The sequence below is a fragment of the Pseudoalteromonas sp. SMS1 genome (assembly GCF_021530565.1).
Classification (GTDB): Bacteria; Pseudomonadota; Gammaproteobacteria; order Enterobacterales; family Alteromonadaceae; genus Pseudoalteromonas.
This window is the reverse complement of the sequence record NZ_JAKGBI010000012.1, coordinates 17,575-34,012: the sequence shown is the minus strand read 5'-3', so window position 1 is coordinate 34,012 and position 16,438 is coordinate 17,575. Positions and strand designations below refer to the sequence as shown.

Annotated in this window: 12 protein-coding genes; 6 read left to right on the top strand and 6 right to left on the bottom strand. The window is 43.6% G+C overall.

What is annotated here, in order from left to right:
• Positions 1 to 81 precede the first annotated feature (81 nt).
• The gene (glmU, locus tag L1286_RS13300) at positions 82 to 1,443 is read right to left on the bottom strand and encodes a bifunctional UDP-N-acetylglucosamine diphosphorylase/glucosamine-1-phosphate N-acetyltransferase GlmU (protein ID WP_235407539.1); all 1,362 of its coding nucleotides are present in this window, start codon (positions 1,441 to 1,443) and stop codon (positions 82 to 84) included.
• Positions 1,444 to 2,139: 696 nt separating this feature from the next.
• Here glmU and L1286_RS13295 point away from each other — a divergent pair.
• The 6 genes from L1286_RS13295 to L1286_RS24235 all read left to right on the top strand — a co-directional run bounded on the left by L1286_RS13295 (position 2,140) and on the right by L1286_RS24235 (position 6,038).
• A complete protein-coding gene (locus tag L1286_RS13295; protein ID WP_235407538.1) occupies positions 2,140 to 2,307 on the top strand; it encodes a hypothetical protein in 168 nt (55 codons plus the stop codon).
• Positions 2,308 to 2,345: 38 nt separating this feature from the next.
• Positions 2,346 to 2,513 (top strand): hypothetical protein, encoded by a 168-nt coding sequence (locus L1286_RS13290; protein WP_235407537.1) that lies wholly within the window; start codon positions 2,346 to 2,348, stop codon positions 2,511 to 2,513.
• Positions 2,514 to 2,568: 55 nt separating this feature from the next.
• The gene (locus tag L1286_RS13285) at positions 2,569 to 2,745 is read left to right on the top strand and encodes a hypothetical protein (protein WP_235407536.1); all 177 of its coding nucleotides are present in this window, start codon (positions 2,569 to 2,571) and stop codon (positions 2,743 to 2,745) included.
• A gap of 32 nt (positions 2,746 to 2,777) precedes the next feature.
• Positions 2,778 to 3,449, top strand: a complete 672-nt coding sequence (locus tag L1286_RS13280; RefSeq protein ID WP_235407535.1) for a helix-turn-helix domain-containing protein — start codon at positions 2,778 to 2,780, stop codon at positions 3,447 to 3,449.
• Positions 3,450 to 3,465: 16 nt separating this feature from the next.
• Positions 3,466 to 4,578, top strand: a complete 1,113-nt coding sequence (locus L1286_RS13275) for an MBL fold metallo-hydrolase (RefSeq protein ID WP_235407534.1) — start codon at positions 3,466 to 3,468, stop codon at positions 4,576 to 4,578.
• A gap of 806 nt (positions 4,579 to 5,384) precedes the next feature.
• Positions 5,385 to 6,038 carry a helix-turn-helix transcriptional regulator gene (locus L1286_RS24235; RefSeq protein WP_328284222.1) on the top strand — a complete coding sequence of 218 codons (654 nt, stop codon included), beginning with the start codon at positions 5,385 to 5,387 and terminating at the stop codon, positions 6,036 to 6,038.
• Positions 6,039 to 7,582: 1,544 nt separating this feature from the next.
• On the opposite strand, the gene lanKC is transcribed toward L1286_RS24235, so the two are convergent.
• From lanKC to atpG, 5 genes are all read right to left on the bottom strand, one after another.
• Positions 7,583 to 10,252 carry a class III lanthionine synthetase LanKC gene (lanKC, locus tag L1286_RS13265; RefSeq protein ID WP_235407533.1) on the bottom strand — a complete coding sequence of 890 codons (2,670 nt, stop codon included), beginning with the start codon at positions 10,250 to 10,252 and terminating at the stop codon, positions 7,583 to 7,585.
• Positions 10,253 to 11,075: 823 nt separating this feature from the next.
• On the bottom strand, positions 11,076 to 13,253 hold the full coding sequence (locus tag L1286_RS13260) for a winged helix-turn-helix domain-containing protein (RefSeq protein WP_235407532.1): 2,178 nt from the start codon (positions 13,251 to 13,253) through the stop codon (positions 11,076 to 11,078).
• 448 nt (positions 13,254 to 13,701) lie between these two features.
• Positions 13,702 to 14,118 carry a F0F1 ATP synthase subunit epsilon gene (locus tag L1286_RS13255; RefSeq protein WP_235407531.1) on the bottom strand — a complete coding sequence of 139 codons (417 nt, stop codon included), beginning with the start codon at positions 14,116 to 14,118 and terminating at the stop codon, positions 13,702 to 13,704.
• Positions 14,119 to 14,131: 13 nt separating this feature from the next.
• Entirely contained in the window at positions 14,132 to 15,517 is a 1,386-nt protein-coding gene (gene atpD, locus L1286_RS13250) for a F0F1 ATP synthase subunit beta (protein WP_023400934.1), read from the bottom strand.
• 32 nt (positions 15,518 to 15,549) lie between these two features.
• Entirely contained in the window at positions 15,550 to 16,410 is an 861-nt protein-coding gene (atpG, locus tag L1286_RS13245) for a F0F1 ATP synthase subunit gamma (protein ID WP_063356014.1), read from the bottom strand.
• Positions 16,411 to 16,438: the final 28 nt, after the last annotated feature.

Sequence of the window (16,438 nt, the reverse complement as noted above, 5' to 3'; positions counted from 1 at the left end):
CTCCGTAATGTATCACTTTGAACACCAGAAAGAAATGAGATACAAAAAAAGGGAATTCAATTCCCTTTTTTGCATTTTGCGTTAGGCTTTCTTGGTCGGGCGTTGCCAACCATCGATGTTTCGTTGCTTGCTTCTCGCCACTGCCAATTGCGAATCCGCAACCGTGCTTGTCACGACCGAGCCCGCAGCCACTGTTGCCTGTGCACCAATATTCACTGGCGCAACGAGCGACGAGTTAGAACCAATAAAGGCGCCATCACCGATGATAGTTTGTGATTTATTCACACCATCATAATTACAGGTGATCGTACCGGCACCGATGTTAACTTTCTCACCCACCGTGGTATCACCAAGATACGTGAAGTGGTTAGCTTTTGAACCAGATCCTAAACGAGACTTTTTCATCTCCACGAAGTTACCAACATGCGCATTTTCTTCAAGTACGGTACCCGGGCGCAGCCTTGCAAATGGCCCCACGGTGCACAACGCGTTGACACGTGCTTCTTCTATGACGGTATTCGCTTTAATAACCGCACCATCGCCAATTTGACAGTCTTTCAATACGCAATTTGGTCCAATACGCACATTGTTGCCGATCTCAACCTGACCTTCGAAAATGACATTGATATCTATCTCAACATCTTGCCCCGTTGTCACCTGACCGCGTACGTCAATACGCGCTGGATCTGCCAGACTAGCACCATTTATCATTAATTCATGAGCTTGACGCGCTTGATATGCACGCTCTAGCGCCGCAAGTTGCACTCTGTTGTTCGCGCCCTCAACTTCCATCGCGTCGTCTGGCTGAGCAGAACTGATTTCAATTCCCTCCGCGTGTGCCATGGCCACAATGTCTGTCAGGTAGTATTCCCCTTGCGCATTATTGTTAGATAACTGGCCCAACCATTTTTTAAGTAAACCACCCTTGGCAGCCATGATACCGGTGTTGATCTCTTTAATCTCTAGCTGTTCAGCAGAGGCATCTTTTTGCTCGATTATGCCAACAAGTTTGCCATTTTCACGCAACATACGACCATAACCGGTTGGGTTATCAAGCGTCACTGTCAGTACTGCTAAACCATTTTCAGGCGTTGCCGTTAAAAGTCTTTCTAAGGTAGAACGTTTGGTCAGAGGCACATCCCCGTATAAGACCAATACCGTATCATCATCCGCAATATGTTCTTTTGCCACTGCCACAGCATGACCTGTCCCAAGTTGCTCTTCTTGTAACACCCAGTTGACCTTGTTGTGTGCTAGATGCTCTTTTAATTGCTCACCGCCATGCCCGTAAACTAAATTAGTGGCTTTTGCGCCCATTGCAACTGCATTGTCAATAACATGCTGAACCATCGGTTTACCAGCAACAGGGTGAAGAACTTTGGGTAAATTTGAACGCATGCGAGTACCTTTACCCGCAGCGAGAATAACTGTGTTTAATGCCATCAGTGATGAATCCTTTTTATTACTTATAATCCCCTACTACATTCCACACACTTTAAGGCTGCCACTCCATGTGCACAGCCAACCTACACGTAATGTATAAAATGGTTCAGAAATGATTGATGATATTTTAACTAGATTTATCTCAATTGACAGTCAAATTCATACTTTGAATGCTCATCTGACGAGTACAGCTACGTCTTTATCAAGTTTTGCGTGTTTTTGTGCATTGATTCAATACCAAACACTGCACCAAACAGGTTGTTTTTCAACCAACCCGCTGCTTCTACGTGTCCATTGTGCACAATAAATAGCCCTTCTTCTTATCGCGCCCTCGACCTCCTGTCAGTCCCCCACCAATATCCTCATACATGCAACACCATCGACGCGTTTTACCTTACGCTCTTATGCGCATATGCGTGCTTTGTTGCATCCACAAACACCGTAAAAATCGTGCAAAACACTTGAAAAAGTTCTAATTAAACTCTTTTACAATATAACAAACCTTTAAAATCATATATTTAGCACAAATCCTTATATACAAATCATAACCTTCTAATAATTCACTTTTAGAAAATTCTTGCTAACTTAGGACTCAAGTTACAGGGCACCACAAAACATCCCTGTAAAGACATAAAAAAGTCAAATAATAAAAACTGTACCTAGTTCTACATAAACAAATTAGTAAAAGGATAAAAAATGAAACTGGCTATCACTAAAAAGAACATTAAAAACCTAAGCCAAGACAACAAACGTCTTCCTGCCGATATGACAAAGCGCATCAATGGTGGTTCGATGCCACAACTGCCAGCAGACAGTTCAGATACGTCCGTCACCGTGCCTTCAGGTCCTGGCCATCAGCTATAACAGCAACCACATCTAATAATAAGAAACTGGACACGACCATGAAATTAGCGATGACGAAAAGGAAAATCAAAAACTTAAGTCAGGACAACAAACGTCTTCCTGTTGAAATGACCAAATATATCAATGGTGGTACATCATCTGACCTGCAACGCGGTAGCTCTGATACATCAGTCACCGTGCCTTCAGGCCCAAACCATCAAGACTAATAAAAAACAAAAAACCCAATAAAAACATAATAATAATAAAATTAAGGACACGACCATGAAATTAGCAATTACAAAAAAGAAAATCAAAAACCTAAGCCAAGACAGCAACCGCTTACCAGTCAACATGACCCAGATGATAAACGGCGGTGCAACGTCATTTCATTTATTAAAAACGACACCACCCAAAGGCGACAGCTCTGATACTTCAGTGACAAGCCCTTCAGAAATATAAATCAATACGTCTCAATAAGTGGAGCACCGGACATGAGTTCAGCAATCATCGCGCAAGCAGCGGCCAGCATTTACACCCAAACCGCCTTTAATGAAGTCGTGAATAAAATAGACAACGTAAAAAGTGAAACTGAATTTCGCCACCTAGTGTCAGAGTTACAAGCAATGTCGACTCCTAGCTTTTTAACCTTCATTGCGTTTGCTCATATCACGCCAACGTCTATCAAAAGTAAATTGTTTGGAAGTCAGTCCGGCGCTGTTAACCAATTACTATTAAGTGAAGAAGTACAACAGTATTGTAATAGGGAATCCTCCCCCATCTCACTGAGTCGGTTTGGCAGCTTATATCCACAGCATTTATACCTGTTACCTGTCCATGCGGGCCACAATGAGCATGGCGCTCTCGTGCTGCACATTGAGGACACCGAGGCTGTCGAGCATTTATGTTGGTATTGGTCATCCATTGCAACTTACCTTGTGCATGCTTATTTCAAAGTGACGAAACAGCGCCTTGTCGCAATCACAAAACGAGAGCGAGATTGCTTACTTTGGGCCTGTGAAGGGAAAACATCATGGGAAATTAGCCAAATCTTAGGTGTGTCCGAGCGCACTGTAAACTTTCACCTTGCCAATTGTATTGAAAAGACCAACAGCGCAAATCGACTTCAAGCAATCGCGAAATGCGTTGTCACCAATATTTTATAAGTTTTAAGGAAATAAAATGCAATCGGTTAAATACATTGGGCTATGTGTAGCCATACTGGCCACCACGGCGTGCAATACTAATCAGCCGTCAAGCCCAATCGTTAAAGTAAACAACACATTGCATGCCGACGATGTAAAACCGTATAAAAACCTCTATGTATCTCCCTTTCAGGGCCTAGGGCCCTATCATGAGATTGATACAATAGACTTCGTGACACCAGCAGAAAGAAAGCCGATTAAAGACAGTATCTTTAAGCTCTATTACGCCGGATTTGATAAAACCCATGGATTCAATTATCGGGATAATCTATTTCCGCTCTCTATACATCGCCAGTCTCACAATATGATTACGTGGCTGGGTCATGCGAGTTTTTTAATTCAGGACAGCCATGGAAATAGCTTTTTAACAGATCCTGTACTTGGTGAGTTTGATGGCATAATCGGTGCCGTAGGCACAATGATATTTGATGAGTTAAAGCGTTTAAGACCAGCACCTGTGGCATCGAAAGCGCTGTCATTCGTCGATAGCGTATTAATATCCCATGACCATTACGACCATTTCTCCAATGAGACCTTATCAGAATTGGGGACCGGCCTTGATATTTTTTTACCATTAGGCATGCAAGATGAGCTCGCAGGAAAATTTAATCGTGTATATGCCATGGATTGGTATACCGACGTGGATTACAAGCAGAATAAAATCCACTTTGTACCAGCGCATCATTACTCCAAAAGAGGCGTTTTCGATCGGAACCAAAGTTTATGGGGTGGTTGGATCATCAATACCGGTGAACTGAAAATATATTTTGCAGGCGATACAGGGTACAGCCCAATTTTCCATGATATACAAAATGCATATGGGGATATTGATATCTGCATGATGCCAATAGCAGCCTATGGAAAGCACTATAGAAGTATGCACCTGTCACCTGAGGATGCGTTAAAAGCGGCGCAAGATCTGCACTGTAAGGTATTTATCCCCTGGGGCTATGGCACATGGCAACTTGGGTTTGAGCATGTTAACGAGCCACTGCGCAGACTTGCTTATGCCGCCAAAGAATTAAACCCAAGCTTCAAAGTACGTGTACTAGGTACCGGCGAATCTTTTAAGTTTACAGAATTACTCTAATTTTATTACTTACTTTTTTGTTCAAGCGCCCTTTAAAATAGCACCCGTGTCCGCTACTTTAATAGGGCGCTTTTTTCATTTCTGATACGCCATACCGTGTGTAGTATTAATCGCTCGCATCAGGCACATCACTGCGTAAACGACGTCTCTTTCAAACACGATTCAAGCCATGGCGATTGCTTCGCCCTATCCTGTTCACTCACACCATTCACCTAAATACTTACCACCAGCTCAACATGCCCCGTAAAATACCCCTACCATTGGCGCCTCCCAGACAACGCCAATAGCGTAATGCGCGGCGTGAGTTTACCGTTATCATCGCATGACACATATGAAATCAAAAGCAAAGCGCTTTGCACGGTGAACTTCGTTGTATTTTGAGCAAAACAGGACGCTTGTATTAAAACAGACGCTAATACTGAGCGGCACACCATTGAGTACACAGCAATGATAGACAACCCTTCTGGCAATCGACCCCATTAACCAGCATAAAACCCCGCTCCCGATCATCAAGGTTTCACGAAACCATGCCAATGACCCGAATGACGCATCCAACATGAGGTTAAGTTAAACAAAAGTCAGTCAGTTGTGGTAAATCAAGCTGTGGTTATTCGTTCGGAATAATTAATAAATCATAGCCTGCGCTGACATACTTATAAAGAATCCATTGTGCAATCATTTCAACCATAATAAATAAGGTTAAATACATGTTTTTTATACTTATTAATAAATATCCAGAAATTTGCAAGGTGAATTTATTAGCGTCACTATAGCCCCATCAACGCTCATTAATTGCGGGAACTAAGATGAACAATCACAACTTAGAAAATACATTTTCTAATATATTGAGTTTTAAGCCTCTCATTGTTGCAGCAGGGAATTTAGACACACTGGCCCACATTGATCATTGGCTGAGAGACATTGCTGCACGTATTCACAGTGATTCGATACATTTAATTGGCTTTACACCACTTTCACCAACGTCATATCAGCATCAAATCATTGGGCCAAAAAGCTATGAAATAGAGGAAATACTCAACCTTGACGTTATCTATGAGCATTGCAGAGAAAGTCATACTCCTTGCTCTTTAAATGTCAAAGACAGTACATACGGATTGATTATACCTATTCGCGGTGTCAGCGGTATCTTAGGGAGCATTCTCATCACCAGCGAGTCGTATATCACGCCGCAACAGCAAGAGTGGTACTGGAGTATTTTAGGGCCACACTTATTACTTGCTTTAAAGCGTTGTATCTCCAAAGAAACAGTCAAAATTACTAAACGAGAGCGTGATTGCATACTTTGGGCATCTGAGGGCAAAACATCTTGGGAGATCAGTCAAATATTGGGGATATCGGAGCGTACTGTTAATTTTCACTTGAGCAACTGCATTGAGAAAACCAACAGTGCAAACAGACAACAAGCCATCGTAAAGTACCTTTTTAATCATAGCCTCTAATTAGGCTATGATATACATGCACACCTCAACCTAATCGCGTCTGTGATCTTTCTCGTCAGTAAAAGTTTATTGGTACCTTTTCACGCACATATATGACTGTCACTCCCCTTAGCTTCCCGATATGCACAATGGCATCACCCACCGTATCATTTGGCGCTTGGTATTTTGATGTTGAAACATACAAACTGAATACCGCAATAAGCGTTCACATGCGGGTGGCGATTGACATGAGAAAGGGCGAAAACGATAAGCTTTTAGCCCCCCAATTAACACGCCGTCAAAAATGCCCAGCAGTAATCAAGGGTGACTTGCACGTTAATATACTTTGCTCTAGCTCGTGAAACGACGCTATCGCCTGAGGGGTAACTCTTGAACTCTTCGCACTTTGACACAAATTTTGCTGAATTATACCGTGATAATTTTTTCCATAAACACCTACATTGCCCCCAACAAGAGTGGTGCAACCAAGTGAGATACAGCAAGGTGCGGTAGTATGCAAAGTTAACAGTCATTTGGGATAGCAAAGGTGCCTGCCTTTAGGGAGAAATAAAAGGCTAGGTGTGTGATATTCGCACTTAGTGCATAAGAGCATGGCCGGCGTCCTTGCCAGAAATCGAAAATATAGCGCCAACTTGCACGCCAACACTCTGAGTCACCTGCACTTTGCCTCCTAGCATCTCTTATTCAATACAATAAGGTTGGCCTCCTTGCCAAGGAAAAGGAAATGGAAATAAATCATCTGTGCGCATATTATGCACACTGTTCGCTCAGATAAACTATGACCCAATATCTGCCTCCTAGCCTCTCTTACTCAGCCAAGTAAGGCTGGCGTCCTTGCCAGAGAACGAAAAAATAAATCGGTGTGTGCACGTCCTGTGCACGTTGTTCTCTCAGGCAAACCATGACCTGACATCTGCTTCCTGGCTTCTCTTACTCAGTCAAGTAAGGCTGGCGTCCTTGCCAGAGAACGAAAAATAAATCGGTGTGTGCACGTCCTGTGCACGTTGCTCTCTCAGATAAACCATGACCTGACATCTGCTTCCTGGCCTCTCTTACTCAGTCAAGTAAGGCTGGCGTCCTTGCCAGAGAACGAAAAAATAAATCGGTGTGTGCACGTCCTGTGCACGTTGCTCTCTCAGGTAAACCATGACCTGACATCTGCTTCCTGGCCTCTCTTACTCAGTCAAGTAAGGCTGGCGTCCTTGCCAGAGAACAAAAAAATAAATCGGTGTGTGCACGTCCTGTGCACGTTGCTCTCTCAGGTAAACCATGACCTGACATCTGCTTCCTGGCCTCTCTTACTCAGTCAGTAAGGCTGGCGTCCTTGCCAGAGAACAAAAAACTCAACAGTGGCTGTGTACGCCCTTACCGAGTCACACAATGATGCGTCCCCTCTCCCTAGCGTGACTTCCCTGTCACTACCAAAACCCGCTCTTTTTTATTATTTTGTTGTTATTATTTATTTTTATTGTTTGTAAGCGAGCTTTAGTTTCCTGCCAATTTTCCTTTTACTATTGAACGCCGTCGTCAAACAGCCAACTCGGTTAGATATCAAAAAACGGACGTGATTTGTTATTCAACACGCGGTCAAAAACGATACCGATACCCGAGGAGCCCATTGCTAAGTCGGTGGACAGCCGAATCAAGGTGCGGCCGGGGAACAATTCGCCTTCATCTCGCGATACAGAGAAGAGCACCGAGCGCTCTAATATACTGAGTGCACTCTCTTTATATTGCTGCTCTTGTGTTACCTGATACATGTCAAACAAGAAGTCTGCAATGCCTACAGAACCTGAGAAAAGGCCTTGCTGAGCGGTATAAAGCGAGTATGAGCTCAAGGCAAGTTTACGGGCAATATCCAAATAATATTCGTCCTTCGTTGCTTGATACAGGCGCAAAACCACCGAGCCAATACCCGCAGACCCATTTTCAATATAGGGCAGTACTAAAGCACTGTTTTGCGAATCCCCCCATTGATAGTGGCCATCAGAATTGAGTCCCGCATGTAAGTCAAATTGCAGTGCTAACCTCGCCTCTTCAAGGTAGTTTTCTTTATTGGTTACAGTAAAGAGTTGGGTTAAAAAGAGGGCTATACCGGCACTGCCATACATAAACCCAACGCCCTCATTGCCTTCTACGCTTGACCCATATTTGTAGCCACCGTGTTCAAAGGTTCTGCGGTTTCTTAGCAACCAAGCCGCTTCAATCGCTTGCTGTAAATCGCTTGACCTTTGTGTGTGCTGATACAATTTTACAAAGCCATGGCCAATACCAGCTAAGCCATAGGCAAAATTACTCGCTTGCTGCTCATATGGAACAAGCATTGATTTCATCAATAATTCACGTGCAACATCATAATTGCCCAGCTCAATTTGACTCAGTGCCATACCTGCGTAGCCAACCAGTATGCCAGGAGATGCCTCTTTTTCAGCAAAGCTCTTATCCAACTCTGAAGCGAGGCCCTGTGGTATATCTTTACATGCGCGAGCAAGCAACAAAGCAGGTCCAGAGTAACCAAAGGCAAGTGATCCCATATGTGTATCGAATGCTTGGAAATCCACAGGTAAATAAAAGTCATGACCTTGACGCTCAATGCCCGTACGCAGTAATTGAGTAATGTTGCTTAACGAACGCTGAAGTGTATGTTCGACTTCATAAAAGTTAGATGGCACTGCTGGGAATGCATCTAATCTTTCTATCTTGCCTGCCACCTCTTTCGACAAGGAGATATTATCGAGCTCATTTAAAAGTACTTTGGCATCCGCAACTAACCCTTTCGAGAGCGAGTCGATAACATCCGTCACTTGCGCTGGTAAGCCGCTGTCTTTAACCATTTTCTCTAGCAAAGTCCATTTGAACTCAGCATTCATGTCAAAGGCTTGCTGTATCGGCAATAGCATGCTGTATAACACCATTGATAATCCATACCAGTCACCTTTGTATGTTGCTCCCTCTTTGGCCAGAGTAGCCTGCTCAGTAAACCCAGGCGTTGCCAGAATAGGGATGCTGTCTCGATGCTCATGCGCAATATCAACTCGAAACGCCCCTTCTAAGTCGATAAATTTAATACGTTTATTGGTGATATCAACCATGATATTATTCGGTGAAATATCAGCTAAAACGATTTCCTGACTGTGAGCGTAGGTAATCGCTTCGATACAAGATTGAGAGATCCAAGTAAACTGTTGCTTAAACTTTTCCGCCGTTGCCAAGTTCCCTGTAAATGGCATTAAGGTGACTGCCTCTTTGGCGCTGAGTGAGCGAATTGCTTCCCCTTGCACAAACTCCGCCACTAAGAATGAATGCTCCCATTCTGAAAAACAATCGACGGGTTTTGGGAAGTATTCACTGCCTTGCAAGGCCTCAAGGATTTTGTGCTCGTTCTTCAAAACCGTATCGGCATAAATTGACTTCGTATTGAGTGAAGAAAACTGTACATATGGACGTGCCTCTTTGACCACAACCATTTTTTCAGTGTGTAAATCTAGCGCTTTATAGACCCCCCCACTGTTAGAAAAAGAAAGGGCTTCCAGTACTTGATACCGACCAGCCAAAGGCGTGATCTCCGACGCGCTGTCAGTGCTCTCTTCCTCTTTAAATGGCTCATCAACCCAACTAGGCAACGAATAAAATGCTGCCCGCTCATCTTTGACCAAAGTACCGTCAGGCTGAATTAAGCATGTATCTGTCGTGCCGTCGGGTTTCTGCTTAGGGATCAATTTGTAACCACCATAGCGATAGTGAACCACTTTACTGTCTTTATAACGCTTATCGGATAGGATATATGGACCGCTATTGTCTTTGGTGGCCATGTACAATGCGTGGATTATGACCTTAAAAGCCTCAATATTGACCGGATAAATCGTAACTAATTTACCTGAACCACTGCGACCGGTAGATTTTGAGGCCAATTGGTTTGCAATATCTTTGCGGCAAATGACTTTGAAAGCCGCTTTGTGATCTAGACACACTTGTACCGCTTTATGTATTACTTCAATGGCTTCGTCTTCAATTGCCGAGACATGAATTTTAAATCCTTGTAGCGGCATATCTATATTTTTTGGCGTGGCCGTCAACCAAATATTGTGTCTTTTTACTGTCCAATCTTTCGAAAGCAAACTGGTTATAACTTCACTGTATTCCTTATCAGCACTTAACTCTGATGGTCGCGAGAAAAAATGCTTATCGGCAAAGGTGTATAAATTATCCAACATATTTTCGTTCTCATTGTTCAATTTGTTTTAGAAAAGTTGTCAGGACGACGCGACCAATCATCCGGCACGTCGCAGACTCTCAGGGGTATTGACTCTCTATGGTTGGGGTTGAATCATACTTCCTGATGCTAGAGGCGAGTGCTAGGTACTTCTCACTACGCTGTGAAAATTCCAAACGCCCTCTTCTGTGTTATGTCGTTGTGGTAATTGCTGTAACCTCAAAATATTGTTCATACTCATGCTCTAATTCAGTTTTCGTTTTGTGCCTAGCCATAATGGCAAACTCTGGTTTTTATAAAACTGTAAGAAGTGACATGTTTTTCATTTTTCACATGCCCCCCTTCTTCTCAGCTGCCATTGATCAGCGAGCACATGCATATTAATAAAACCTCAAAAATTGAGTAACTGTCATTTTTGACAGAACAAGGATGATTTAGCATCTTGAAAAGCGATGAGTAAGATTACAAAAGTGACATGACAGTGAATACATGGAGAGTGCATTGAGAAACCGCATGCAAACAATTGACCCTATGACCTTCATGGCGACAGTCCACAAATAACGGCCACAGTAAAGCGCGTTGAGCGGAGTATCAGATTATCTCGGTGACATTTTTTAATCGCGGGCGTGCTCAAACACCTCCGTAGCTCAATGATTAATACGCCGGCGAGACAGCTATCGTTTTTTGCAGCTGTATAAAAGATTGGAGAATTGGCGTCAGTTTCTCTCTGATTGCACAGGCGCTAGGCCATAGGACGCAGTGGCACTGACCGTAGTATGATTGACTCAACGAGCACTACCTCAGTAGAGCTCGTCATTTACGCACTACTTGGCCACAGACACATTCAACAGGTGGTTATTCTGAAGCCGCTTAGCATAGACATAAACTTGCCCTTTTTGAGCACCGGTAAATATACCAAAAAAAGAATCCGTTTTACGCTCAACGGTTAATAACCGTGTCACAGTTAAACTACTCAGATCCATTTTACTCACGCTGTTGCCCGAGCTAAAGTAAACAAAATCATTGGTCATCGACCAGCTCAAATGCGTGGTGTCAGATAAATCTAACAATTCTTGTTCATTACCCGTTTCCAATTCACGCTTAAAGAGTTTGTAGTTTTTATCAAAATAGTACAAATAGGAGTCATCGATCATGCGTGCAGAGTGAATACCTTTTTTGGTGAGCCGCACAAACTTTTGCTCTGTTAAGCTGTAGCTCCATGCGTCACTGGTATCTTTCACCAAGGTCATCACAATATTGTCGTTCAAGCCCCAGCTCGCATCCGCAATGGTATCGCTTACTGCAATACTCTTGACCACACTCAGATCATTCATTGCAATGATTTCGAGCCGATTTTGATAAGCAACCAGTAGTTGACTGTCGTCTGACGAAAGCACGATATCGACAATCTCGGTGGTTGGCAGTTCCAAGAACTTAGTACGAACCCCATCAATGATCTTCCACAACGACTGATTTCTTGCGCCTCTTGCTAAATAGATGCCACCCTTCGCATGGTTGAAAGGCGCGACTAAAGATTCTGTCGCATCAGATTCAGAAAATGGAATGAGTAATGCCTCAGAGGTACTTTCATCAATTTGATAAATATTACCATCCAACAATTTAGTCGAGAATATCAACTGTTCAGGTGACACCACCATAGAACCATGCATTTCTTTTTCGAGAGGAAAATACATGCTTGAAACAATTTTACTGGCCAACTCATAAGTCATCAGCTTATTTTCATTGTCGTCAAACCACATCACTTTTGAATCATCGCTTGACCATTCAACTGAGCGCAATCTGTAGTTCAATCGCACTAACAGTTCTTGTTCGCTGCCATCGGCATTTGCTTTAAAAATGGCCGTGCCGTTTTTAATTGAACGTAAAAACAAAATCTCACGCTTGCTATGGGAGAGCTTGACATAAAAGTCTCCGCTGAAACGAATATTTGGAGAGGTGACTTGAAACTCGGTACCACTGGATAAGTCTTTACTGAAAATCGCCGAAATATAAGGTCGGTCACGATAATCATATTTTGTGTATAGCAACGTACTGTCTACACTGGTGACACTCATTCTGCGCTCAGCATTACAATCCCAAACTTTTGTATGTTCCGCATCGGTAGTACCTGGTGAGAATGTTGCCAGCCACAATTCGCATACTTTGTTTTCGCCAATACTGCTGATCTGATAGTATAAACGCGCGCCGTCTGCTGCCCACCCAGTCGGCATGACATTGGCACCAGCGACCTCGACTAGCTTACTGTTCTGCAGAGACTTCATATCCTTTACATACAAAGCAGACGTTCGTTTACCCTCAGCAAGAAATGAATAAGCCAACAACGCGCTATCTGACGACATGTCCTGAAACGCTACCGATCCTTTGCTCCAGGTCAATATCTCTTTGTCCAGCAGGGTAATATAATCATTGTAGCCATGACTCTGTGCTACTGACGTAGCCTCTTCAACTGGTGCAGGTAATTGATCTTTCAGCATCACGCCGACTGTAACGCATGCGATAACACCAAGTACGCCCCAAATATACTTTGCGTTAGACATTGGAGGCAAAGAGGGCGAGCTACTTAAAGCCGCATTTTCAACCGTTTGTTGTGGATTTGCGGCAGACTCAGTGTGATTTGATTTGGCGTGTGCGCCTTTATAAATGATTTCAACATCCAGCACAAAGCTATAGCCTGTGCGGTAATGCGTTTTTAATGTTTGCCCACGTTGTTTGTCCGATTTCAGCGCTTTTCTCAATTCGGATATCGCACGATTTATTGCATTATCATCAACATAAGGCTGTTGCCACACTTCATCGGATAACTCCTGACGCGTGACAATACGATGACTGTTATCAATAAAATACAACAGCATCCTAAATAGTAGTGGCTCCAGTTCCCTTTCTATTTTATCGTTGTCTGTTAGTAATTGTTTATCTGGATATATCGTCCAAGATTCCAGTTTTATTTTTTCTATATTTTTACAAAACGCAACAATATTCATATTCTTTTTTGAGGATATAGGAATAAAAGCAGAGTAAATATGCAAAGCTCTTCTATGGTTCTCCACATTAAAAAGAGCTGACGAATTAATACAATGCACTCAAGTTAAGTACGTCACAGCTAACGACCGACTATACGACCAATAGCTATACTATTTTAAATATCCCTCAATGTGAACAATTCTTCACTTATAATCGATGAATAGTTATCAATAGAATAAAAACCAGCGACACGCTGCTTTCTAATAAATATTACTTTTTACTTAACATAATTAAAAAGACTAATAACTAAGGACGAAGCATTAAATTTAGCGCGTGCACATTGTGGCTGATGCAGCTAAAAGCACCATGGTCGTTCACATTGATAAGTGCAGAAAATGCGGAAAAGATAAAATAAAAAGCCCACGCTAGATATTGCTAGCGTGGGCTTTAAACCAAATAGGTGGTTGGTTATTTGCGCAACTGGCGAATAACGCGTAGCTGTGCAAGCGCTTCTTCTAACTGTACAGCTGCTCGATCGTAATCAAGGTCAGCGGCAGAGCCTGAAGAGATTTGCGCTTGAGCTTCACGTCTGGCCTCTTCAGCAGCCTGCTCATCAAGCTCTTCACCACGGATAGCAACGTCCGCAAGGACAGTTACTGACTTAGGTTGAACTTCAAGCGTACCGCCTGCGACATAGATGATCTCTTCTGTACCATCTTCTTTAACCAAACGTACCATACCAGGTTTTAGGCCAGTCAGGAGTGGCGCGTGGCCAGGGTGAATACCTAGTTCACCTTCACTACCTGTTACTTGAATAGTGGCAACAGCACCAGAGAATACACTCTGCTCTGCGCTTACTACGTCAAGTTGTACTGTCATTGCCATAACAACCTCCTAATTACATGTTTTTAGCTTTATCAACTGCTTCGTCGATTGAGCCAACCATGTAGAATGCCTGCTCAGGCATGTCATCGTAATCACCGTTTAGGATGCCCTTAAAGCCAGAGATGGTGTCTTTAAGAGATACGTATTTACCAGGTGCACCTGTAAATACCTCAGCAACGAAGAACGGCTGAGATAGGAAACGCTGGATCTTACGTGCACGAGATACAACTTGCTTATCTTCGTCAGACAGCTCGTCCATACCTAGGATCGCGATGATGTCTTTCAGCTCTTTATAACGCTGAAGTACAGTCTGAACGCCACGTGCAGTCTCATAGTGCTCGTTACCGATTACTTGAGGGTCTAGCTGACGTGAAGTTGAATCTAGAGGGTCTACCGCTGGGTAGATACCTAGAGACGCGATGTCACGTGAAAGTACAACTGTTGCATCTAAGTGCGCGAACGTTGTCGCCGGTGATGGGTCAGTCAAGTCATCCGCAGGTACGTATACCGCTTGGATTGAAGTGATTGAACCCGTCTTAGTTGACGCGATACGCTCCTGTAGAACACCCATCTCTTCTGCAAGCGTTGGCTGGTAACCTACCGCTGAAGGCATACGACCTAGTAGTGCTGATACCTCAGTACCTGCTAGTGTATAACGGTAGATGTTATCTACGAAGAATAGTACGTCACGACCTTCGTCACGGAACTTCTCAGCCATTGTAAGACCAGTCAGTGCAACACGAAGACGGTTACCCGGTGGCTCGTTCATCTGACCGTATACTAGAGATACTTTGTCTAGTACGTTAGAGTCGTTCATTTCATGGTAGAAGTCATTACCCTCACGTGTACGCTCACCAACACCTGCGAATACTGAGTAACCGCTGTGCTCGATTGCGATGTTACGGATAAGTTCCATCATGTTTACGGTTTTACCTACACCGGCACCACCGAATAGACCAACTTTACCACCTTTCGCGAATGGACATACAAGGTCGATTACCTTGATACCCGTTTCTAGTAGCTCAACTGAACTTGATTGATCTTCGTATGAAGGCGCAGCACGGTGAATAGACATACGCTCTTCTTCACCAATTGGACCTGCTTCATCGATAGGCTGACCAAGTACGTCCATGATACGACCTAGGGTCTTAGTACCAACTGGAACCTTGATTGGCTCACCTGTGCCTTCTACTGAGATACCACGACGTAGACCGTCTGTAGTACCAAGTGCGATACCACGTACCACACCGCCACCTAACTGCTGTTGCACTTCTAGTGTCAAACCAGCTAGGTCGCCTTCTGTAACTTTTAGTGCGTCATATACGGCTGGCACGTTGTCTTGTGGAAACTCGATGTCCACAACGGCGCCGATAATTTGGACGACCTTACCTAAACTCATGTCTATTCCTCTCGTTAAACTTTGCCGAAGCGTTAAACAGCAGCCGAACCGCCAACAATCTCACTGATTTCTTGTGTGATTGCAGCCTGACGTGCTTTGTTGTAAACAAGTTGCAGCTCATCCATTAGGTCGCCTGCGTTATCGGTTGCAGCTTTCATCGCAACCATACGGGCAGCCTGTTCAGATGCAGCATTTTCTACTACACCCTGGTACACCTGTGACTCAATGAAACGAACCAATAGCGTCTCTAAGATCGCTTCTGGGTTTGGCTCATATAAGTAGTCCCAAGCGTGGGCTGATACTTCTTCTTCAGCTTTTGGCAAAGGTAATAACTGTTCGATCGTTGGCTCTTGCTTCATTGTGTTCACGAATTTGTTGTACACAACGAACAAGCGGTCAATTTTGCCTTCAGCAAATGCATCTAGCATTACTTTTACAGGACCAATAACGTCCTGAATTGAAGGTGCATCTCCAAGACCCGCTTTTTTAGCGAGTAATTCACCGCCAAAACGATGGAAGAAACCGGCCGCCTTGCTACCTAAAGTAGCATACTCAGCATCAACGCCTTTTTCTTTCCACGCCTTAACGTCTTGTGTGATTTTCTTAAACTCATTTGAGTTTAAGCCACCACACAGACCACGGTCAGTTGAGATAACAATATAACCAACTCGCTTCACATCGCGTTCTTCTAAGAACGGGTGATGGAAGTCAAGATTTGCTTGAGCAACACGACCGATCACTTTGCGTAAGTTCTCAGCGTATGGACGGCTTGATGCCACGCGGTCTTGCGCCTTCTTCATTTTTGAAGCGGCAACCATCTCCATCGCGCTGGTGATCTTCTGAGTATTCTTAATACTCCCGATCTTGCTTTTTATCTCTTTTCCGCTGGCCATGACTCTCTCTCCGAATCAGTGGTGACCG